Origin of the sequence: Pseudomonas sp. PDM25 (genome assembly GCF_019219045.1) — a bacterium.
GTDB lineage: Bacteria > Pseudomonadota > Gammaproteobacteria > Pseudomonadales > Pseudomonadaceae > Aquipseudomonas.
This window is the reverse complement of the sequence record NZ_JAHUWL010000008.1, coordinates 134,898-155,638: the sequence shown is the minus strand read 5'-3', so window position 1 is coordinate 155,638 and position 20,741 is coordinate 134,898. Positions and strand designations below refer to the sequence as shown.

The window sequence follows — 20,741 nt, the reverse complement described above, 5'->3', positions numbered from 1 at the left end:
GCCTCCATTACGGATAAGTACCTTATCCACAGTGGATAAGGGCAACGATATTCCCGGCAATCTACGAGGTCGCCATGAACAGCGAAGAACAAACCCTGATCGATGGACTGTTTTCCCGGCTGCAACAGGCCGAAACGGACTCAGCCCCGCGCGATGCCCAGGCCGAGGCGCGGATCAAGGAACACCTGACTCGCCAGCCCGCGGCAGGCTATTTCATGACCCAGGCGATTCTGGTGCAAGAGGCCGCCCTCAAAAGCCTCGACGAACAGAACAAACAACTCGCCCAGCAAGTCCAGCAATTGCAGGCCGAACTGCAATCGGCCAAGGCGCAGCCGGCTGCAGCTGCACCGAGCAGCGGTGGTTTCCTGTCGAGCATTTTTGGTGGCGGTTCCCGTGATCCGCAGCCAGCGCCCACCCAAAGTCCACCCGCATCGGGTGGTGGCGGCTGGCGTGAACCGGCGCGGCCGTCGTTCAACTCGCAGCCACCACAACAGAACTTCGGTGCAGCGCCGCCTCAGCAGAATTACGCCCCGCAACAGCCTGCCGGCAGTGGTTTCCTCGGTGGTGCGCTGAAAACCGCCGCCGGTGTGGCCGGTGGTGTGATGCTGGCGCAAGGCATCAGCAGCCTGTTCCATCACAATCAGCAGCCGGAAGTGGTTGAAGTCATCAAGGCAGAACCGGCTCAGGTCAATGATCAGAGCGGCGATAACGGCTGGAGAGATGATCAGCGCGTGGCTGACAACTCCAGTGATCAGGGCGGCTTTACCGACGCCGACTACAGCGATGACAGCTCATCGTTCTTCGGCGGCGACGACGATTCCTTCGTCTGATACGCCATTCGTCCGGAGCGCTGCGGCGCTTCGGGCTGATTATTCGCGGAACAATCCTTCAGGCTGGCATACTGGGCAACTTTTCGGGCCTGGTGCCTGATCCTGCCTGCGCTGCGGCGCGCCAACGAGGATGACCGGTGAAAAAAATCGCAGTGTTCGCCGATGTCCAGAACCTCTATTACACCGTGCGTCAGGCCTATGGTTGCCATTTCAACTATGCCGCGCTGTGGGCTGATATCAGCAAACAGGGCGAGATCGTCGAGGCCTATGCCTACGCCATCGATCGCGGCGACAGCAAACAGCAGCAATTCCAGCAGATCCTGCGCAACCTCGGCTTTGTCGTGAAGCTCAAGCCCTACATCCAGCGCAGCGATGGCTCGGCCAAAGGCGACTGGGACGTGGGCATCACCCTCGACATCATGGACGCCGCCGATCATGTCGACGAAGTGGTGCTGGCCTCCGGTGACGGTGATTTCGACATGCTGCTGGAGCGCATCATCACCAAGCACGGGGTGCAAGCCGTGGCCTACGGCGTGCCGGGCCTGACGGCCAACTCGCTGATCCGCGCCGCCAGCCGCTACGTGCCGATCGAAGGCGCGTTGCTGCTCAAGAATTGATTTTTACGGAGTTGAAACAGGTTTGGAACGCATAGCAGTCATCGACTTTGAAACCACCGGGATCTCCCCGAGCAGCAGCTGCCGGGCCACGGAAATTGCCGTGGTGATCCTTGAACAGGGGCGCATCGTCGAGCGTTACCAAAGCCTGATGAATGCCGGTGTGCGCGTCCCGGCCTTCATCGAACAACTCACCGGCATCAGCAACGCCATGCTCCGCACCGCGCCATCGGCGGAGCAGGTGATGAACGAAGTCAACGAATTCGTCGGCATCACACCGCTACTGGCGCACAACGCCGCGTTCGACCAGAAGTTCTGGGACTTTGAGCTGGGGCGTATCAAACGCACACGCTTGCAGAACTTTGCCTGCTCGCTGCTACTCGCCCGCCGTTTGATGCCCGCCGCGCCGAACCACAAACTCGGCACCCTCACCACCTTCGCCAGCCTGCCTGACACCGGTAAAGCTCACCGGGCCATGGCCGATGCCGAGATGGCGGCCAACCTGACGGCGCATTTGGCCCAGGAGTTGCGGCAGAAGCACGGATTGCGCGAGTTGTCCCATGATCTGCTGGTGAGCTTGCAGAAAGTGCCGGCGGCGAAGATCAATGAGCATCTGAAGCGCCATCGCGGGTTCTAGCTGACACACCACAAATCCCCTGTAGGAGCGAGCCTGCTCGCGATAGCGGTTCACCTTCAACCGTGATGTTGACTGACACTCCGCCATCGCGAGCAGGCTCGCTCCCACAGGGTCGGTGTCTGATGTTGTTCTTGTGTTTAATCACGCCTCAAATTCGACGATCGCTCCTACCGAACTTAAGGGATTGTCCGTCTTGCCCCTCATCTAGGGCATCGATAACCTCTGGGACGTCGCTGCCAATTCAGCGATCGGGACTGCAAGCCCGCCGAGAGTTTGTTACGAGACCACATGCGCCCCTATAATCGCGCCGCTTTAATTAGCGAACGTTGATTTATGGTAGCTGTGTGCGGGAGACCTTCGGGTCTGCCGGGATTGGTCTCAACTCGGTCTTGCAGACCCGCGCACAGCTGCCACCCATCATCTGCAAGTGATGCTGGCAGCTCTAACTTTCTATATGAGACTGCCATGAATAAAGTTATCCCTAATCCCCCTGTTCCTTTCATCCCCCAAACCTTCATCCGCCATCACATCCAATTGCGAGCACTTTTGCTGCACGCAGAAGCCTGGTTCTGTGCCCGGGATATCGGCCGGTTAATGGGCGTGGATATAAACGGCCGACAAGCCCTCAAGCTCGACGCCGATCAGCGCCGGATGATGTGTTTGTCCGGAAGCGACGAACCTCAAGAGACATTGATGCTGAGTGAGTCCGGCGTATACGCGATGCTGGTCTATCACTACTGCCCGGAGAACCGGAATCTGCGGCGTTGGCTGACCCATCAGGTGGTGCCGATGCTGCGGGACGGTGGCGGGGTTGCTTCGAATCAGGCGCCGAGTTTGCGCTTGATGGAATGGGCAGGAGGCACGTTAAGCCTGCTGCATTGGCGGACAGAGCCCTGGGTTCGTTTAAAAGATATGCCGTGTTTGTTGGGCGCCGGATATAGCGGCGTTCGCGGATTCTGATCACACCGCAAATCCCCTGTGGGAGCGGGCTTGCTCGCGAAAGCGATTTATCTTTCAACATTGATGTTGTCTGACACACCGCCTTCGCGAGCAAGCCCGCTCCCACATTAGACCTCCTGTGGCATTAGATTGGCTTTCCTTCCAGCTGTCCCAGCGGCACGCGCTTCTCTATCGCGCTCGATAGCACAATCGAGGTCTTGCTGAATCCGAACTTGGCGATCCGGTTGATCAACTCTTCCAGCTCCGGCATCGAACCCACCGCCGCTTGCATGATCACGCACGGATCACCCGTCACCCGATGGCACTCGGTCAATTGCGGGATTTTGATCAGGTCGTCGTAGGCCTTTTGGTTGCCGTGCTGGTTCAGGCGCAGTTCGATGACGCACTGGATCGGCAGACCGATTTTCGACATGTCGACCTTCGCCTGGTAACCGGTGATCACCCCGCAGGCTTCGAGTTTGGCCACGCGCTCGGCCACGGCCGGAGCGGACAGGTTCACTTTGCGCGCCAGGTCGGCGTAGGACGCACGACCGTTTTCCAGCAGGGCGCTGAGGAGCATGCGGTCGTATTTGTCCATCGTCGGACTCCTGAAAAATGACTGACTTTCGAAAACACGGTTTATAGCGGTGATCTCCGTGTTTTGAAAAGTGTACCGGCGCTATAAACAGGTTTTGTAACTTATTTTACGCCGCTGGCCTTTCTAGAATAGCTGCTCACTTGTCTTGCCTACGAGCTGCCCCATGCCTGGCTTACGTCGTTTTCCCTTACCGTTGATCGCTGCCTTTTTCGCGTTGTACGTGATTTGGGGCTCGACTTACCTGGTGATTCGCATCGGCGTGGCGTACTGGCCGCCGCTGCTGCTCGCCGGTATCCGCTTCGTGATCGCAGGGACGTTGATGTACGCGTTCCTGCGTTGGCGCGGGGCGCCGGCACCGACCTGGGCGCAGTGGAAAGCCGCCGGGATCATCGGGATTTTGCTGCTGGCGTGCGGTAACGGCGGGGTGAGCGTGGCCGAACACATGGGCGTCGCCTCGGGTGTGGCTGCGTTGGCGGTGGCGACTGTGCCGCTGTTTACCTTGCTCTGCGGATATTTCTGGGGCGCGCGTAATACCCGTCTCGAATGGGCCGGGATTGTGCTCGGGCTGATCGGCATTGCCATGCTCAATCTTGGTTCCAACTTGCAATCGAGCCCGCTGGGCGCCGCCTTGCTGATATTCGCGGCAGCGTCCTGGGCCTTCGGTTCGGTGTGGAGCAAACACTTGCCGCTGCCCCAAGGCGCGATGGCCAGTGCCGTGGAAATGTTGGTCGGCGGTGTAGCGCTGCTGATCGGCAGTGCGCTGAGTGGTGAGCATCTGGATGCCATGCCGCCAATCGAAGGCTGGGCGGCCCTGGCCTACCTGACCTTCTTCGGTTCGATCATCGCTTTCAACGCTTATATGTACCTGTTGAAAAACGTGCGTCCGGCGGCGGCCACCAGTTATGCCTACGTCAACCCGGCGGTGGCGGTGTTGTTGGGGATCGTGTTTGTCGGCGAGACCATCGGGATCGAAGAAGCGCTGGCCATGCTGGTGATCATCAGCGCCGTGGTGTTGATCGGTTTGCCGCAGTGGCGCCGGATGCCGGAACGACCCGCTGCCGTGGTGCAGACAGAATCGAGCGTGAATTAGGGTAAACTGCGCGCCATTGCACACCCGCGCTGAATTTTCCTACGGTAATCCCATGACTTTCGCCTCCCTTGGCCTGATCGAACCCTTGCTGCGCTCTCTCGAGACGCTCGGCTACCAGACCCCGACGCCGGTTCAGGCGCAAGCCATTCCGGCGGTGCTGGCCGGTCGCGACCTGATGGCCGCCGCCCAGACCGGGACAGGCAAGACCGCCGGCTTCGCGCTGCCGCTCTTGCAATTGCTGGCCATGGAAGGGCCGAAAGTGGCGTCAAACTCGGTGCGCGCACTGATTCTGGTGCCGACCCGCGAATTGGCCGAACAGGTTCACGAAGCCGTGCGTCAGTACGCCGAGAACCTGCCGTTGAGCACTTACGCGGTGTACGGCGGCGTCAGCATCAACCCGCAAATGATGAAGCTGCGCAAGGGTGTTGACGTGCTGGTGGCGACGCCGGGCCGTTTGCTCGACCTGTATCGCCAGAAGGCCCTCAAGTTCAATCAGCTGCAAACCCTGATCCTGGACGAAGCCGATCGCATGCTTGATCTGGGTTTCTCCGAGGAACTGGGGAATATCTACCGCGTGCTGCCCAAGCAACGTCAGACGCTGCTGTTCTCCGCGACGTTCTCCGACGCGATCCGTTTGCTGGCCGGACAAATGCTCAACGATCCGTTGAGCATCGAAGTCAGCCCGCGCAACGTGGCTGCCAACACCGTCAAGCAATGGGTGGTGACGGTGGACAAGAAGCGCAAGCCGGAGCTGTTCATCCACTTGTTGCGCAAGGGCAAGTGGAAGCAGGTGCTGGTGTTCGCCAAGACCCGCAACGGCGTGGACGCGCTGGTGGAAAAACTCCAGGGACTGGGCGTCAATGCCGACGGCATCCACGGCGACAAACCGCAGGCAACCCGTCAGCGTGCGCTAGACCGCTTCAAGGCCAGTGAAGTGCAGATTCTGGTGGCCACCGACGTCGCGGCCCGTGGTCTGGATATCGAAGATTTGCCATTGGTGGTCAACTTTGACCTGCCGATCGTGGCGGAGGACTACATCCACCGGATCGGTCGTACCGGTCGCGCGGGTGCAACCGGGCAGGCGATTTCGCTGGTCTGCGCTGATGAAGTGAATCTGCTGTCGGCCATCGAGACGTTGACCCGTCAGACATTGCCTCGCCAGATGGAACATGACTTCGAGCCTGAGCACCGGGTACCGGATACCGATGCCAGCGGTCAGGTCGTCAAGAAGCCGAAAAAACCGAAGAAGCCAAAGACCTCCGGTGGCGGTAAACGCAATCTGGGTAAGTGGGTTGAGAGCGGTGATGCGTCGGCGCCGGAGCCTTCGATCAAGCCTGTGCGCAAGGTGCCGGTGTTTAATACCGGACCGCGTAAGAAGAAGCCTTAATAGCTGCGGCGTAACTTAAGCCGCCTTCGCGAGCAAGCCCGCTCCCACACTGGATCTGTGTCGTCCACAAATCCCCTGTGGGAGCGGGCTTGCTCGCGAAGGGGTCAACTCGGTTTCAAGCCTTGTGCTTCAACCACTCCACCATCCCCAACCCCGCCGCTCGCCCACTGGCGAAACACGCGGTCAGCAGATAGCCGCCGGTCGGTGCTTCCCAATCCAGCATTTCCCCCGCGCAGAACACGCCGGGCAGTTGCTTGAGCATCAAACGCTCATCCATCGCTTCGAACATCACGCCACCGGCGCTGCTGATGGCCTCGTCCAGTGGGCGTGTTTTCACCAGTGTCAGTGGAAGCGCCTTGATCGCTTTGGCCAGCAGCGCCGGATCGGCGAAGTATTCGGCCGGCGTCAGTTCGCGCAGCAGAGCCGCTTTCACGCCATCAATGCCGAGCTGACTGTGCAGGTGTTTCGACATTGAGCGTGAACCGCGCGGTTTGCTCAGCGCAGCCCGCACTTTATCCACAGGTCTGCCCGGCAGCAGGTCGAGGTGAATGGTTGCCGAGCCGTGCTGATTGATGGCTTCGCGGATCGGCGCCGACAAGGCGTAGATCAAGCTGCCTTCAATCCCGGTCGCCGTGATCACACATTCCCCGAGCCGCGGCACGTCGTCATTGAGGCCAATGGCGATGTTTTTCAGCGGGGCGCCGGCGAATTTGCTGACCATCAACTCGCTCCAGGCCTGCACCTCGAAGCCGCAATTACTCGGTTGCAGCGGCGCGAGTCCTACGCCGTGTTGTTCCAGTGGCAGCATCCAGGCGCCGTCCGAGCCGAGCCGCGACCAGCTGCCGCCGCCGAGGGCCAGCAAGGTGGCGTCAGGTTTGACGGTTTTTTCGCCTTCGGGGCTGTTGATGCGCAATCCACCGCTGTCATCCCAGCCGAGCCAGCGGTGACGGGTGTGGATAACGACGCCGCTGTCTCGCAGGCGTTTGAGCCATACACGCAACAGGGGGGCGGCTTTCATGTCTGTAGGAAAGACTCGGCCGGAACTGCCGACAAAGGTTTCGATGCCCAGGTCATGAATCCATTGGCACAGCGCATCGGCACCGAAGCCACGCAGCAGGGGCGCAATCTGCGGCGCGCGTTCGGCGTAGCGTGAGAGAAATGCCGGGTAGGCTTCGGAATGGGTGATGTTCATGCCACCCACACCGGCCAGCAGGAATTTTCGTCCTACTGAAGGCATGCCGTCGTACAGGTCGACCTTGATCCCGGCCTGGCTCAGCACTTCGGCGGCCATCAGACCGGCGGGGCCGCCGCCGATAATTGCGACGTGAGGGGAGGAGGGCGAGGGCTGGGTCATGGGATGCGCTGCGGGATGGCGGAATAAGCCGCGCATTCTAGCAGTACACAATAACTGTGGGAGCGGGCTTGCCCGCGATAGCGGACTGTCAGCCACCAAAGATATTGAATTTGCCGGCCTCTTCGCGGGCAAGCCCGCTCCCACAGGGACCGTAGGTGGATTCGAAAGCTGGTTAAAAAACAACCGCCTCTCTGTGACCTATATGCGGTCTGGTCTGTAGGACCTTTCACTCAGGTTATCCACAGGCAGTTCCACAGGCATTGTGGGTAAAGACCCACACCTCAATGACAACCTGATGACTGCCAGACCCGTTGTGCACTGTGATGCAGGATTCCATGACGGCGCGCCAATGCCTTGCGGTCCTTGCTGTAGCCGCCGCCGATGACCCCGACCACCGGGATATCCCGGCCCAGGCAGTGGCGCATCACGCTTTCATCGCGAGCGGCGACGCCTTCGTCTGTCAGCTTCAGGTAGCCGAGCGCGTCATCTTTATGCACATCGACGCCGGCGTCGTACAACACCAAGTCAGGTTGGTAGAGCGGCAGCAAATAATTGAGCGCATCGTCCACCACCTTCAGGTAATCGGCATCGCCCATGCCCTTGGGCAGTGGAATGTCCCAGTCACTTTCGGCTTTGCGTGCAGGAAAGTTCTTCTCGCAGTGCAGGGAAACGGTCACCGCCTCCGGGGTGTTGTGCAGGATCCGTGCAGTCCCGTCGCCCTGATGTACATCGCAGTCGAAGATCAGCACCCGATTCACCCGACCGCTTTCCAGCAGGAAATGGCTGATCACGGCCAGGTCATTGAAGATGCAGAACCCGGCAGGATGGTCGTAATGCGCGTGATGGGTGCCGCCGGCCAAGTGACAGGCCAAACCATGTTCCAGCGCCTGCTCGGCCGCCAGCAGCGAGCCGCCAACCGCCCGCACCGTGCGCCGGGCCAAGGCTTCGCTCCAGGGCAGGCCGAGGCGCCGTTGGTCTTCGCGGGACAACTCGCCGCCCATGTAGCGTTCGATATACGCAGGGTCATGTGCGAGCGCGAGAATCTCTGGCGGGCAGAGGTCGGGGCGCAGCAGGTCGGCGTCGCGAGTCAGTCCGCTGTCCACCAGGTGATCGCGCAGCAGGCGAAACTTGTCCATGGGGAAGCGGTGATCCGCCGGGAACTCGGGACTGTAGTCTTCGTGATAGATCAGGGGCAGGGGCATGACGAATTAACGTAGGAATGAAGGACGGATCCTACCAGCGTTGTAGACTTGCGGCATGGAAAGGGGGAGATGATGGAACCGATACTGGAACTCGAGAGCGCGCGACTGCTGTTACGGCAGTGGAGCGATGAAGATTTGCCGGAGTTTGCGGTGATGTGCGCCGATCCACAGGTGATGCGATATTTTCCGGCGCCTTTGAGTCGTCTGGAAAGTGCCTCGCTGATCGGACGGATTCGTGGTCATTTTGCCGAACATGGTTTCGGTCTCTGGGCGCTGGAGCGCAAGGACACCGGGGCATTTATCGGTTTTACCGGGCTCGCCGAGGTCGGCTTCGACGCATGCTTTACCCCGGCCACCGAAATCGGCTGGCGCCTGGCCCGCGAGCACTGGGGCCTTGGCTACGCCAGTGAAGCAGCGTGGACCGCTCTGCGCTGCGGGTTTGACCGGTTGGCGCTGAAAGAAGTGGTGTCCTTCACCACCGAAACCAACACGCCGTCGCAGAAAGTCATGCAGGCCATCGGCATGCACCATGATTCAGCCGATGATTTCGACCACCCGATGCTCGCGGTCGATCATCCCCTGCGTCACCATGCGCTGTACCGCATCACCCGTGAACAATGGCTGCAAACCTTGCATGGATAAGCCGGCACGGACGTTTACAATGGCTCCCATGGGCCCTGGCCAGAAATTGAATCGACCGTCGCAGCCATGACTGCGCGGCATGCGTTGTGTGAGGAGAGTCTGAATGAGCCAAGTGTTGGATGATCTGGTTGACCTGCTGACCCTGGAACCGATCGAAGAAAACCTGTTCCGTGGCCGCAGCCAGGACCTGGGTTTTCGTCAGCTGTTCGGTGGTCAGGTGATCGGTCAGTCCCTGTCGGCGGCCAGTCAGACGGTCGAAGAAGCGCGCCATGTGCATTCGATGCACGGTTATTTCCTGCGTCCCGGCGATTCCGCATTGCCTGTGGTTTATCAGGTTGATCGGGTGCGCGACGGTGGCAGTTTCAGCACGCGCCGGGTGACGGCGATCCAGAAGGGCAACCCGATCTTCACCTGCAGTGCGTCGTTCCAGTACGACGAAGAAGGCTTCCAGCACCAGGCCGAGATGCCGGTTGTGGTCGGCCCGGAGAACCTGCCGTCGGAGCTGGAACTCACTCAGCAGCGCGCGCACCTGATCCCCGAGCACATGCGCGAAAAATTTCTGTGCCCGAAACCGATCGAGTTCCGCCCGATCACCGAGAAAGATCCCTACAACCCGCAGCCGTCCGATCCGATCAAGTACGTCTGGTTTCGCGCCGACGGTGCCTTGGCCGATTCTCCGGCGCTACATAAATACTTGCTGGCCTACGCCTCGGACTTCGGTCTGCTGACTACGTCGATGCAGCCTCACGGCAAATCGGTCTGGCAGAAAGACATGCAGGTTGCCAGCCTCGATCACGCACTGTGGTTCCATCAGGATCTGCGCGCCGATGATTGGTTGCTGTATGCGATGGACAGTCCTTGGGCGGGCAACTCGCGCGGTTTCTGCCGTGGTAGCGTGTTCAACCGTGCCGGGCAACTGGTGGCGTCGGTCACGCAGGAAGGCCTGATTCGTCACCGCAAGGATTGGGCATGAGCCTGGCCGAGGTGCGGCACTGGGTGTTCGACATGGACGGCACCCTGACGGTGGCCGTGCATGACTTCGCGGCGATCCGCGTGGCGTTGGCGATTCCTGCCGAACACGACATCCTGACCCACCTCGCCGCGCTGCCGGCCGATGAAGCCGCCGCCAAACATGCGTGGTTGCTGGAACACGAACGGGATCTGGCGCTCGGTTCGAAAGCGGCACCGGGTGCGGTAGAACTGGTGCGCGAGCTGGCCGGGCGCGGTTATCACCTGGGCATTCTCACGCGCAATGCGCGCGAACTGGCGCATGTCACGCTGGAGGCGATCGGCCTGGCCGACTGCTTCGCGGTGGAGGATGTGTTGGGCCGTGATGAAGCACCGCCAAAGCCGCATCCCGGTGGTTTGCTGAAGTTGGCCCAGGCCTGGAATGTCCCGGCCAGTGAGATGGTGATGGTCGGTGACTACCGTTTTGATCTGGATTGCGGTCGGGCGGCAGGGGCGCGGACGGTGTTGGTGAACCTGCCGGATAATCCCTGGCCGGAGTTGACGGATTGGCATGCCGCGGATTGCGTGGCGTTGCGGCAAATGTTGTTCGCTTGAAGGCCCCTTCGCGGGCAAGCCCGCTCCCACAAGGTTTTGTGTTGATCACAATACTTTGTCCAACACAAAACCTGTGGGAGCGGGCTTGCTCGCGAAGGCGTCTGATCAGGCACCACAAAACTCAGTGACCAAACAACGCCTTCTGACCCTGCGGCGAGTTGAACATCCCATCCCCGTCATGCCCGACCCCGGGTACTTCAATCAGTTGCTGACTCAAACCTTGAGGATGCAGCCGCTTCAGATAAGCAAAATAATTACGCCCGCGAGCCAATCGATTGGCGCCCTGAGCCTGGGCCTCACAGCTTTTATCCAGCGCCGGCTGATTCGGGTCGTTGTCCTGCTGCCCGAGCAGGTAAACGACATCGCGCTTGACGTAGTTTTCTTCCAGCTGCTTGGCGGTTTGCCCTTTGGCATAGGCGGGTAAATCCACCAGTCCATATTTCCAGCGATTGAAATTCGGGCAACCGGCGTGTTTGAACGCCACCGGCCGTCGTTCATCGAAGTACGCATAAGACGACGGGTTGGCAATGACGTAACGCACCTGAATGTCGGCCGCCTTGAGCGCTGGCTGATCGTGGCCCAGCAACGCGTATCGCTGCACCACCTGAGCGCCGCCGGAGTGACCGGCGATGACGATTTGCTTCACGTCCGGAAACTGTTTTCGATCGCCGATTCGGGCGATGATTTCGTCGAGCGCCGCGTAGGAACTCATGGAAAACGGAGCGCTGGATTCACCGCCCGCCATCCAGTCATTGCCCTGCCAACGCAATACGCTGTCAGCCACGGGATGGGCCGCGACGTCGGTTTCATTGAGAAATTGCGGGGCGATCACCAAGGTGCTCGCGGTTTGCCCGGCCTGTTCGGCCGCGTGCACGGCGCTCTGGCGATAGGTATCGGCATTGCGCAATCGACCATGGATGATGATCAGCACGCGTTCGATTTTCGTCGGCGCCGTGCCGATGCCCACCGCGATTTCACCTGCAGTCAGCAGCAGGCGTCCGGAGCTGACCTCTTTGACCGCATGCTCGGCAGCCTGGGCGCTTGCGCAGGTGATCAGTAGAGCTAACAGCCACTTATTCATTTATAGGTTTTTCGCTGCAAAGGTATCGCACTGGCCGACCTGGCCTTGCGCGAATCCGGTTTTGAACCAGCGCACCCTTTGCGCCGACGTACCATGAGTAAACGAGTCCGGCACCACACGACCCTGACCTTGCTGTTGCAAGCGGTCATCGCCGATGGCATTGGCGGCGTTCAAGGCTTCTTCGATGTCACCGGGTTCCAGCCAGTTCAGCCGTTTCTGCGCGTTGTTGGCCCAGACTCCGGCCAGGCAATCGGCCTGCAGTTCCTGGCGTACCAGCAAACCGCCGTCACCTTCCATCTGCCGACCCTGTTGGCGGGCGGTCTGAATTTTCGCCGACACACCGAGCAAGGTCTGCACATGGTGTCCGACTTCGTGAGCGATCACGTAGGCCTGGGCGAAGTCGCCAGCGGCGGAAAAGCGTTGGGACATTTCCTGGAAGAAACTCATGTCCAGGTAGACCTTCTGGTCCGCCGGGCAATAGAACGGACCGGTCGCCGAACTGGCCAGACCGCAGGCCGAGTTGACGCGGCCACTGAACAGCACCAGGGTCGGGTCCTTATATTGACGACCGGCCTGCTGGAAAATCTGACCCCAGGTGTCTTCGGTATCGCCGAGGATCGAGCGCACGAACTCGGCTCCTTCATCAGTGGCCGGTGGCGCCTTGCGGGTTTGAGTCGGTGCCGGTGCAGATTGCTCGCTCATCTGCCCGGTCAGTTGCCCGAGGATTTGCAGCGGGTCCTGGCCGGTCATCCAGCCGATCCCGACGATCAGGATAATCGCCGTCAGGCTCAGGCCCTTGCCGCCACCGAAACGCATCCCGCCACCGCCACTGCCGACATCATCTCCACGGGCATCGACCACGTTGTCGCTGCGTCGGCCTTTTTTCCATAGCATGTGGGAATCCTCTGATTGTCCGTGGGGATGAGTGTTGCTGCTGAGCGGGAGCGGCGCCAGTCCGGTCGTCCATCTTTTGTTGCGCACAGCAGCCGTCCCGGCAACCTGTGGTGGGTGGCCGGGCGTCTTCCAGACTCGTATTGAACACGGACAACCCATCTAATTCCTTCAGGCGACGGGTTTTTATCGAGCAGGCGACCGCCTGCATCGTTATCGGACAGTTGGTTCCAGATTTCGCATTCGGTCGGTTGTCTTCTAGAATCGGACAAATTTTGTGTGGAACCTCCCATGGCCGGCAGTCAGATTGAACGTGTTTTCAGCGTGCTTGAAAGCCTCACCAGTGACCCTCGTGGCCTGCCGATGCAGACGCTGGCGGAGCAATTGGATATTCCCAAAAGCGCGACTCACCGGTTGCTCGCCGAGCTGATTCGGCTGGGTTATGTGCGGCAGAATCCGGAGAACCTGCGGTATCACCTGTCAACCAAACTGGTGGCCATGGGTTTCCGTTATTTGTCGGGCAGCGGCGCCGATATTGTGCAGCCGGTGCTTGATCGCCTCGCCGAGGAAACCGGTGAGCTGGTGCGTCTTGGGGTGATTGAAGGTGAGCGGCAGATCTGGATCGCCAAATCCCAGGGCGCCCGTTCCGGCCTGCGCTACGACCCGGACATGGGCCGCGATGCGCCTTTGTTTTACACCGCGTCGGGGCATGCGTGGCTGGCGTGTATGAGCGATGCCGAGGCGTTGTCCCTGGTCGAACGGCAGGGTGGTGAGCGGCCGAAAGACCTCGGGCCGAATGCACCACGCTCCAACATCGAATTGCTGGAGCGCCTGCGTATGGCGCGGGAGCAGGGTTATGCCTGGGTTGAGGAAAGTTCGGCGGTGGGCACCTCGGCGATTGCTGCGGTGGTGCGACATCCGAGTGATGGTCGAGTCATCGGTGTGCTGAGCATCGCCGGGCCGAGTGCGCGGATGCCGGGGGCGCGATTGCATGAGTTGGCGCCGCTGTTGTTGAAGTTTGCCGATGAGCTGTCAGCGGCCAGTCTGGCGTCGGAGTTGTTCAGCTGACCACCACCCCTGTAGGAGCAAAGCTTGCTCGCGATGAACGATGACGCGGTCTGTCTGAAACACCGCGGTGCCTGCATCGCGAGCAAGCTTTGCTCCTACAGAAACCGTGCGTTGTTCGCACACTTTTTCGGTTTGCTTGTGTAGGAATCTGGAACAAGGTTCTAGATTAATTATGTTCGTCTTTCCTGTAAGGGATGCTTTTAAATAGTTGATGCACTACACAAGGGATATCGAATGACCGTCAGCACTCCGCTCTCCGGCGTAAACCAACCCTTCAAAGGGATTTTGCTGATCGTCGTTGCGACCTTCCTGTTTTCCAGTCACGACGCCTTGTCGAAATACCTCTCGGGCTTCTACCCGATCGTCATGGTGGTGTGGGCCCGTTATCTGGTTCACACCTTACTGATGGCCGGGATTTTTCTGCCGCAATCCGGGCTGGGTGTCCTACGAACCAAACGGCCGTTACTTCAGCTGTTGCGGGCGTTGTGCCTGTTGGGCACCAGTCTGTTTTTCACCACTGGCTTGCAGTACATCCCCTTGGCCGAAGCTACGGCGGTCAACTTTCTTGCGCCGGTTCTGGTGACTGCGCTGTCGGTGCCACTGCTGCGCGAGCACGTCACGCGTGGCCAGTGGATTGCGGTGATTTGCGGCTTCATCGGCGTGTTGATCATCGTCCATCCCGGCGGAGAACTCTTTACCCCGGCGGTGTTGCTGCCGCTCTGCTCGGCGCTGTTTTTCTGCTTCTATCAGTTGCTCACCCGCAAGCTCAGCAATATCGACAGCCCGACCACCAGCAACTTCTTCGCCGGGCTGTGCAACACCCTGGTAATGAGCGCACTGGTGCCTTTCTTCTGGCAAGTCCCCAGCCTGGGCCATGGATTCATGATGGTGGCGTTGGGCGCCTGCGGGATGACGGCTCACCTGTTTCTGACGCAAGCCTTCCGCCACGCGGCCCCGGCGTTGTTGGCGCCGTTCGGTTATTGCCAGATTGTCTTTGCCGGCTTGCTGGGCTGGTTGCTGTTTTCTCACACGCCGACCCTGACCACCGTGGTCGGGATCGCGGTGATTTGTTGCAGCGGGTTGGCAGCCGCCTGGCAGCAGAGTCGTCAGTGAGAGCAGCAGGGCAGGCCTGGAATCAGGCCTGCCGGGGGAGGGGTTTTACGGGGTGACTGTAGGAATCTTGCGCGGCGCCATGAAGTACATCCAGATCAGCGCGATGAAGTACATCGCCGGAATCATAGTGAACAGCACGGTGTAGTTGTTGTTGGTGATCGTCAGAATGTGGCCGACCAACTGGGTCATGAACATCCCGCCGATGGCCGCGCACATGCCACCGAAGCCGAACACCGTACTCATCATGTGTTTAGGCGTGTAGTCCATCACCAGGCTCCAGATGTTCGCGGTCCAGGCCTGGTGCGCACCGATGGCCAGGGAGATGGCGAACACCGCGACCCACAGACTGCTCGAACCCGCCGCCATGATCACGCCGACGATGCAGCAGGCGAACAGGAACATGGACATCAGCCGCGCCTTGATCGGGTTGACGCCACGGCCGATCAGGAACGAGGACAGGATCCCGCCGCCGACGCTGCCGAAATCGGCAGTGAGGTAGATGATGATCAGCGGGATACCCATCTGGGTCACGTTGATCCCCAGGTTGTATTGCTGATTGAGGAACGGCGGCAGCCAGTAGAGGTAGAACCAGAACACCGGCGCGGTGATCGCATAAGCCAGGGCGAAGGCCCAAGTGCCACGCATGCGCAGGATTTTCGAGAACGGTACGCGGGATTGTTCCGGTTCGACTTCCTTCTGGATGTAGTCCAGTTCCGATTGTTTGACGCTCGGATGTTCTTCCGGGTTGTAGTACTTCAAGCCCCAGAACAACAACCAGATCCCGCCCAGTGCCGACATGCACAGGAATGCGGCCTGCCAGCCCCATACATGCAGGATCAGCGGCAATAACATGGGGGTGAACATCGCGCCGACGTTGGTCCCGGCGTTGAAGATGCCGGTGGCCACGGCGCGTTCGCCGGCCGGGAACCACAACCGGGTGGTCTTCACGCACGCCGGGTAGTTGGCGGCCTCCGTCAGACCCAGAATGAATCGGCAGACCATGAAGCCGACGGCCGAAGTGGCCAGGCCGTGGGCGCCGGTCGCCAGGCTCCAGAGCAGCACGGCGAAGAAGAACACGCGCTTGACGCCGACCCGATCGATCAACCGGCCTTGCAGCACGAAACCGATGGCGTAGCCGACCTGGAACCAGAAGTTGATGTTGGCGTAGTCCATCGCCGTCCAGCTCATTTCCTTGGCGAGAATAGGCTGCATCACGCCCAGTGCGGCGCGGTCGATGTAGTTCAGGGTGGTGGCGAAGAACACCAGCGCCAGCATGCCCCAACGGGTTTTGCCGACCGCCATCGCACCGCGGATCTTGTCGCCGATGCCGCTGGTGGCAGGAGTCATGGAGGAGCGCTCCATGGAAGAGCTTTCAGAAGGAGTCATGTAGGCCACCGATTATTTTTATGTGGTGTTCTGGGTCTTTGGTCACCGGGGGCCGTGGTTGATGACGGCCCCCAATGTGGCGTTGATGTTGCGCAGTGGACGAAAAATCGTCAATTCGCCAAGGGCCATTGTGTTCGATAATCGCACGCAAAACTAACTGGGTAGTACACTTTGAATTGCTGTGTCGATTCGACCGGCCAATAATCCATCCCAAGTTAAACGCCATCCCTGTAGGAGCCCGGCTTGCCGGCGATGGCGTCCTCGAAATCGCCATCGCCGGCAAGCCGTGCTCCTACTCGAAGCGTGCGATTGATAACAAGATTGTCTCCACCACCGGGAGTCGAAATATGCAGCGTTCCATTGCCACCGTGTCCTTGAGCGGTACCCTGCCGGAAAAACTTGAAGCCATCGCCGCCGCCGGTTTCGACGGGGTGGAAATTTTCGAGAATGACCTTCTCTACTACGACGGCAGTCCGCGGGAAATTAAACAGATGTGCGCCGATCTCGGGATCGCGATCACGCTGTTTCAACCTTTCCGGGATTTCGAGGGCTGCCGCCGCGACCGTCTGCCGCGCAACCTGGAACGGGCCGAGCGCAAGTTCGACCTGATGCAGGAACTGGGCACCGACCTGGTGCTGGTATGCAGCAACGCTTCGGCCGACGCCATCGGTGACGAACAGATTCTGATCGACGATTTACGCTTGCTGGCCGAACGCGCTGGTGCTCGTGGCTTGCGGATCGGCTACGAAGCGCTGGCCTGGGGCCGCCACGTGAACACTTATCAACAGGTGTGGAACATCGTCCGTCAGGCCGATCACCCGAGCCTCGGCGTGTTGCTGGACAGTTTTCACACGCTGTCGCTCAAGGGTGATCCGAGCGCGATCGCCGAGATTCCCGGCGACAAGATTTTCTTCGTGCAAATGGCCGACGCGCCGATCCTGGCCATGGACGTGCTGGAGTGGAGCCGGCATTTTCGCTGTTTCCCGGGCCAGGGCGAATTCGATCTGCCGGGTTTTCTCGCGCCAATCATCAAGAGCGGTTACACCGGGCCGTTGTCGCTGGAGATCTTCAACGACGGCTTCCGCGCCGCGCCGCCACGGGCCAATGCCGCTGATGGTTTGCGCTCGTTGCTGTACCTGGAAGAGAAAACCCGCGAGCGTCTGGCGCAGGAAGCCATGCCACCGGCCACTGTCGACATTCTGTTCGAGACGCCCCAGGCCAGCGAGTACAACGGCATCGAGTTTCTTGAATTCGCCGTGGACGAAAGCCTTGGCGCCAAGCTGTCCCATTGGCTGGAGCGGCTGGGTTTTGTCAAAGCCGGCCAGCATCGTTCCAAGAGTGTGAGCTTGCTGCGTCAGGGTGATATCAACCTGATCCTCAATTCCGAGCCTTACTCGTTCGCCCACAGTTTTTTTGAGGCACATGGCCCCTCGCTGTGCGCCACCGCCGTGCGGGTCAAGGACAGCGCCAGTGCGCTGGCTCGGGCCGTGGCATATAAAGGTCAGCCGTATCGCGGGCTGGTCGGCCCCAATGAACTGGAGCTCGCCGCGGTGCGCGCGCCGGATGGCAGCCTGATTTATCTGGTGGACCAGGACGCCGATGTCTACGGCACCGACTTCAATCTGCAACCCACCGCCGTGGCCAGCGGCGGCCTCAAGCGCATTGACCATATGGCGATGGCGCTGCCGGCCGACAGCCTCGACAGTTGGGTGCTGTTCTATAAAAGCCTGCTGGATTTTGAAGCCGATGATGAAGTGGTGCTGCCTGACCCGTACGGCTTGGTAAAGAGTCGTGCGCTGCGCAGCCGGGACAGTTCGATCCGCTTGCCGCTGAACATTTCCGAGAACCGCAACACCGCGATCTCACATGCACTGTCGAGTTATCGCGGCTCCGGCGTGCATCACATCGCCTTCGATTGCGACGATATTTTTGCCGAAGTCAGCCGGGCCAAGGAGGCGGGCGTACCGCTGCTGGATATCCCGCTCAATTACTACGATGACCTCGCCGCACGGTTCGATTTCGACGACGAATTCCTCAGTGAACTGGCCTATTACAACGTGCTCTATGACCGCGATGCCCAAGGTGGCGAGCTGTTCCATGTGTATACCGAACCGTTCGAAGGACGCTTCTTCTTCGAAATCATCCAGCGCAAGAACGGTTACGCAGGTTACGGCGCAGCCAACGTCGCGGTGCGACTGGCGGCCATGGCCAAGTCTCGAAGCGGTGCCGTACGTCAGGCAAAGTTGTAGGAAAATCGTAAACATGGGTACAAACCGCCGCCGCGCGGCTTCCTTCACTGTGCGGCGCGGCCCATAATCGCCAACCTGTGCAGTGATGGCCGTGAGCCCGCAATGACGATAACTTCAGAACTCTCCGCAGCGTCCGACGAGCCGATTGTCGAGCCGCGCAAGAGTCGCAAGAACAACCCGGAAAAGACCCGCGAGAATATCCTTCAAGAGGCGATTGTCGAGTTCGTCCAGCAGGGGCTTTCCGGCGCTCGCGTCGATGCGATTGCCGAGCGCATCCACACCTCAAAACGCATGATCTATTACTACTTCGGCAGTAAGGAACAGCTCTACGTCGAGGTGCTGGAGAAACTCTACGGCGATATCCGCAGCACCGAAAATCGTCTGCACCTGACGGAACTGGCTCCGGTGGAGGCGATTCGGCGGCTGGTGGAGTTCACTTTCGACCACCATGATCGTAATGTCGACTTCGTGCGTATCGTCAGCATCGAGAACATTCACAACGCTGAATACGTGAAGCGCTCCGATGCGATCAAGGCGATGAACAACACCATCCTCGATTCACTGGGCGAGATTTTGCGTCGCGGTGCTGAGGAAGGTGTGTTCCGCGCGGGGCTCGAGCCGTTGGATGTGCATCTGCTGATCAGCTCGTTCTGCTTCTATCGCGTGTCGAACCGCCATACCTTAAGTGAGATTTTTCAGATCGACCTGCCGGAAGAAAGCATCAAGCAACGTCATCGGGCGATGATCTGCGAGTCGGTTTTGCGCTATCTGCAGGCCTGACGCCTTCGCTTTTCAGCCATTCATGCTCTGAAAATGCTCGAGCATTCGCTGCGCATCCGGCACCACGCCGCTGAACAACTCAAACGCCTTCACCGCTTGAAACACCGCCATGTTGCCGCCATCCAGCGTGCGGCAACCCAACGCGCGGGCGTTGCGCAGCAGTTCGGTTTCCAGCGGGAAGTAAACGATCTCCGCCACCCATAACTCACCTCGAAGCAGCTCCACCGGCACTGGCATGCCCGGCAGTTTTTTCATGCCCATGGGGGTGGTGTTTACCAGACCGTCAGCCTGGGACAGGGTGCTCGACAAGTCATGGCCCGCAACAGCCCGGCCGCTGCCGAAATGTTGATTGAGGTTGTCCGCCAGGCTCTGGGCGCGGCTGGTCTCCACGTCGAAAATGCTCAGCAGCTGTACGCCTTCACTCAAGAGTGCATGGGCCACTGCCGCGCCGGCGCCACCGGCGCCCATTTGCACGACGCGCTCTAGGGCAACGCCCTGCAAGCCACGACGGAAACCTTCGGCGAAGCCCAGGCAATCGGTGTTGTGGCCGATGCGTTTGCCGTCCTTCAGCACAACTGTGTTCACCGCCCCAATGCCGCGGGCTTCCGGTGACAATTCGTCGAGCAGCGGGATGATCGTCTGCTTGCACGGAAAGGTGATGTTCAGGCCGGTGAAGTTCATCCGCTCGGCGGCGATCAGCAGGTCGGGCAGGGCGCTGCTGTCGAGTTTCAACGGGTCCAGATCGATCAGGCGATAGAGGTAACGCAAACCCTGGGCATCGCCTTCATGCTCGTGCAGGGCGGGGGTGCGAGAGGCCTGGATGCCGGCGCCGATCAGTCCGGCCAGTACCGCGTTGTTCTGAGTCACGGTCTTCATCCCTTTAAACGTTGGCTGAAATGCTCCAGCGCCAGGCGATAGCCGTGGCTGCCGAAACCGGCCATCACCGCCGTGGCGATGGCCGACACAAAAGAGTGATGGCGGAAGGGCTCGCGGGCATGAACGTTGGACAGGTGGACTTCGATAACCGGCAATTCGCTGGCGACCAGGGCATCGCGGATCGCGACCGAGGTGTGGGTCCAGGCGGCCGGGTTGATGACGATCCCGGCACAACGGCCGCGAGCGGCGTGAATCCAGTCGAGCAGTTCGCCTTCATGATTGGTCTGGCGAAACTCCACCGCCAGGCCGAACTCTTCGGCGGCACGACCGCACAACGCAGAGATGTCGGCCAGAGTTTCGTGGCCGTAAGTCGCCGGCTCACGGGTGCCGAGCAGGTTCAGATTCGGGCCGTTGAGCACCAGAACGATAGGGGACATCGGG

21 protein-coding genes are annotated in these 20,741 nt (G+C 60.1%); 13 read left to right on the top strand and 8 right to left on the bottom strand.

The annotated features are described in order from the left end of the window. Positions 1 to 74: 74 nt before the first annotated feature. The 4 genes from KW848_RS17090 to KW848_RS17075 all read left to right on the top strand — a co-directional run bounded on the left by KW848_RS17090 (position 75) and on the right by KW848_RS17075 (position 3,041). Positions 75 to 830, top strand: coding sequence for a DUF2076 domain-containing protein (locus KW848_RS17090; protein ID WP_218537541.1), 756 nt, complete (start codon positions 75 to 77; stop codon positions 828 to 830). 137 nt (positions 831 to 967) lie between these two features. Further along, a complete protein-coding gene (locus tag KW848_RS17085) occupies positions 968 to 1,447 on the top strand; it encodes an NYN domain-containing protein (protein WP_008149222.1) in 480 nt (159 codons plus the stop codon). A gap of 22 nt (positions 1,448 to 1,469) precedes the next feature. Next, on the top strand, positions 1,470 to 2,081 hold the full coding sequence (locus KW848_RS17080) for a PolC-type DNA polymerase III (protein ID WP_218537540.1): 612 nt from the start codon (positions 1,470 to 1,472) through the stop codon (positions 2,079 to 2,081). A 465-nt stretch (positions 2,082 to 2,546) separates the two neighbouring features. After that, entirely contained in the window at positions 2,547 to 3,041 is a 495-nt protein-coding gene (locus tag KW848_RS17075) for a Bro-N domain-containing protein (RefSeq protein WP_218537539.1), read from the top strand. A 124-nt stretch (positions 3,042 to 3,165) separates the two neighbouring features. Here KW848_RS17075 and KW848_RS17070 read toward each other — a convergent pair whose 3' ends face one another. Then, on the bottom strand, positions 3,166 to 3,618 hold the full coding sequence (locus KW848_RS17070; protein ID WP_218537538.1) for an Lrp/AsnC family transcriptional regulator: 453 nt from the start codon (positions 3,616 to 3,618) through the stop codon (positions 3,166 to 3,168). Positions 3,619 to 3,781: 163 nt separating this feature from the next. Between KW848_RS17070 and yedA the strand changes: the two genes are divergently transcribed. Both yedA and KW848_RS17060 read left to right on the top strand, forming a co-directional pair. Next, positions 3,782 to 4,708: a drug/metabolite exporter YedA gene (gene yedA, locus KW848_RS17065; protein ID WP_218537537.1), complete on the top strand. Its 927-nt coding sequence runs from the start codon at positions 3,782 to 3,784 to the stop codon at positions 4,706 to 4,708. Positions 4,709 to 4,760: 52 nt separating this feature from the next. Beyond that, positions 4,761 to 6,095 (top strand): DEAD/DEAH box helicase, encoded by a 1,335-nt coding sequence (locus KW848_RS17060; protein ID WP_074871125.1) that lies wholly within the window; start codon positions 4,761 to 4,763, stop codon positions 6,093 to 6,095. Between the two features lie 115 nt (positions 6,096 to 6,210). Here the strand turns inward: KW848_RS17060 and KW848_RS17055 are convergent, their stop codons facing one another. Together KW848_RS17055 and KW848_RS17050 are read right to left on the bottom strand one after the other, a co-directional pair. Beyond that, entirely contained in the window at positions 6,211 to 7,449 is a 1,239-nt protein-coding gene (locus tag KW848_RS17055) for a TIGR03862 family flavoprotein (protein ID WP_218537536.1), read from the bottom strand. Between the two features lie 281 nt (positions 7,450 to 7,730). After that, complete coding sequence (locus KW848_RS17050; protein ID WP_033054220.1) at positions 7,731 to 8,651, bottom strand: histone deacetylase; 921 nt, start codon at positions 8,649 to 8,651, stop codon at positions 7,731 to 7,733. Positions 8,652 to 8,723: 72 nt separating this feature from the next. Here KW848_RS17050 and KW848_RS17045 point away from each other — a divergent pair, with 72 nt between their 5' ends. From KW848_RS17045 to KW848_RS17035, 3 genes are all read left to right on the top strand, one after another. After that, positions 8,724 to 9,293, top strand: a complete 570-nt coding sequence (locus KW848_RS17045; protein WP_218537610.1) for a GNAT family N-acetyltransferase — start codon at positions 8,724 to 8,726, stop codon at positions 9,291 to 9,293. Between the two features lie 103 nt (positions 9,294 to 9,396). Beyond that, positions 9,397 to 10,266 carry an acyl-CoA thioesterase II gene (tesB, locus tag KW848_RS17040; RefSeq protein WP_218537535.1) on the top strand — a complete coding sequence of 290 codons (870 nt, stop codon included), beginning with the start codon at positions 9,397 to 9,399 and terminating at the stop codon, positions 10,264 to 10,266. Further along, positions 10,263 to 10,856, top strand: a complete 594-nt coding sequence (locus tag KW848_RS17035; protein WP_218537534.1) for an HAD family hydrolase — start codon at positions 10,263 to 10,265, stop codon at positions 10,854 to 10,856. Before tesB ends, KW848_RS17035 begins: the two co-directional genes overlap by 4 nt. Before the next feature lie 121 nt (positions 10,857 to 10,977). Here KW848_RS17035 and KW848_RS17030 read toward each other — a convergent pair whose 3' ends face one another. Together KW848_RS17030 and KW848_RS17025 are read right to left on the bottom strand one after the other, a co-directional pair. Beyond that, on the bottom strand, positions 10,978 to 11,937 hold the full coding sequence (locus KW848_RS17030; protein WP_218537533.1) for an alpha/beta fold hydrolase: 960 nt from the start codon (positions 11,935 to 11,937) through the stop codon (positions 10,978 to 10,980). Further along, positions 11,938 to 12,831, bottom strand: a complete 894-nt coding sequence (locus KW848_RS17025) for a neutral zinc metallopeptidase (protein WP_111451134.1) — start codon at positions 12,829 to 12,831, stop codon at positions 11,938 to 11,940. It lies immediately after the preceding gene. Between the two features lie 288 nt (positions 12,832 to 13,119). Here KW848_RS17025 and KW848_RS17020 point away from each other — a divergent pair, with 288 nt between their 5' ends. Next, a complete protein-coding gene (locus KW848_RS17020; RefSeq protein WP_218537532.1) occupies positions 13,120 to 13,896 on the top strand; it encodes an IclR family transcriptional regulator in 777 nt (258 codons plus the stop codon). A gap of 234 nt (positions 13,897 to 14,130) precedes the next feature. After that, positions 14,131 to 15,009: a DMT family transporter gene (locus tag KW848_RS17015; RefSeq protein ID WP_111451132.1), complete on the top strand. Its 879-nt coding sequence runs from the start codon at positions 14,131 to 14,133 to the stop codon at positions 15,007 to 15,009. Between the two features lie 45 nt (positions 15,010 to 15,054). Here the strand turns inward: KW848_RS17015 and KW848_RS17010 are convergent, their stop codons facing one another. After that, entirely contained in the window at positions 15,055 to 16,371 is a 1,317-nt protein-coding gene (locus KW848_RS17010) for an MFS transporter (RefSeq protein ID WP_223528572.1), read from the bottom strand. A 371-nt stretch (positions 16,372 to 16,742) separates the two neighbouring features. On the opposite strand from KW848_RS17010, the gene quiC reads away from it, so the two are divergent. Both quiC and KW848_RS17000 read left to right on the top strand, forming a co-directional pair. Beyond that, a complete protein-coding gene (gene quiC, locus KW848_RS17005; protein ID WP_218537530.1) occupies positions 16,743 to 18,644 on the top strand; it encodes a 3-dehydroshikimate dehydratase QuiC in 1,902 nt (633 codons plus the stop codon). A gap of 102 nt (positions 18,645 to 18,746) precedes the next feature. Beyond that, a complete protein-coding gene (locus tag KW848_RS17000) occupies positions 18,747 to 19,424 on the top strand; it encodes a TetR/AcrR family transcriptional regulator (RefSeq protein ID WP_218537529.1) in 678 nt (225 codons plus the stop codon). Between the two features lie 12 nt (positions 19,425 to 19,436). Here the strand turns inward: KW848_RS17000 and KW848_RS16995 are convergent, their stop codons facing one another. Further along, entirely contained in the window at positions 19,437 to 20,300 is an 864-nt protein-coding gene (locus KW848_RS16995; RefSeq protein WP_256365191.1) for a shikimate dehydrogenase, read from the bottom strand. Next, positions 20,297 to 20,737, bottom strand: coding sequence for a type II 3-dehydroquinate dehydratase (gene aroQ / locus KW848_RS16990; protein WP_008149179.1), 441 nt, complete (start codon positions 20,735 to 20,737; stop codon positions 20,297 to 20,299). Before aroQ ends, KW848_RS16995 begins: the two co-directional genes overlap by 4 nt. Between the last annotated feature and the right edge of the window lie 4 nt (positions 20,738 to 20,741).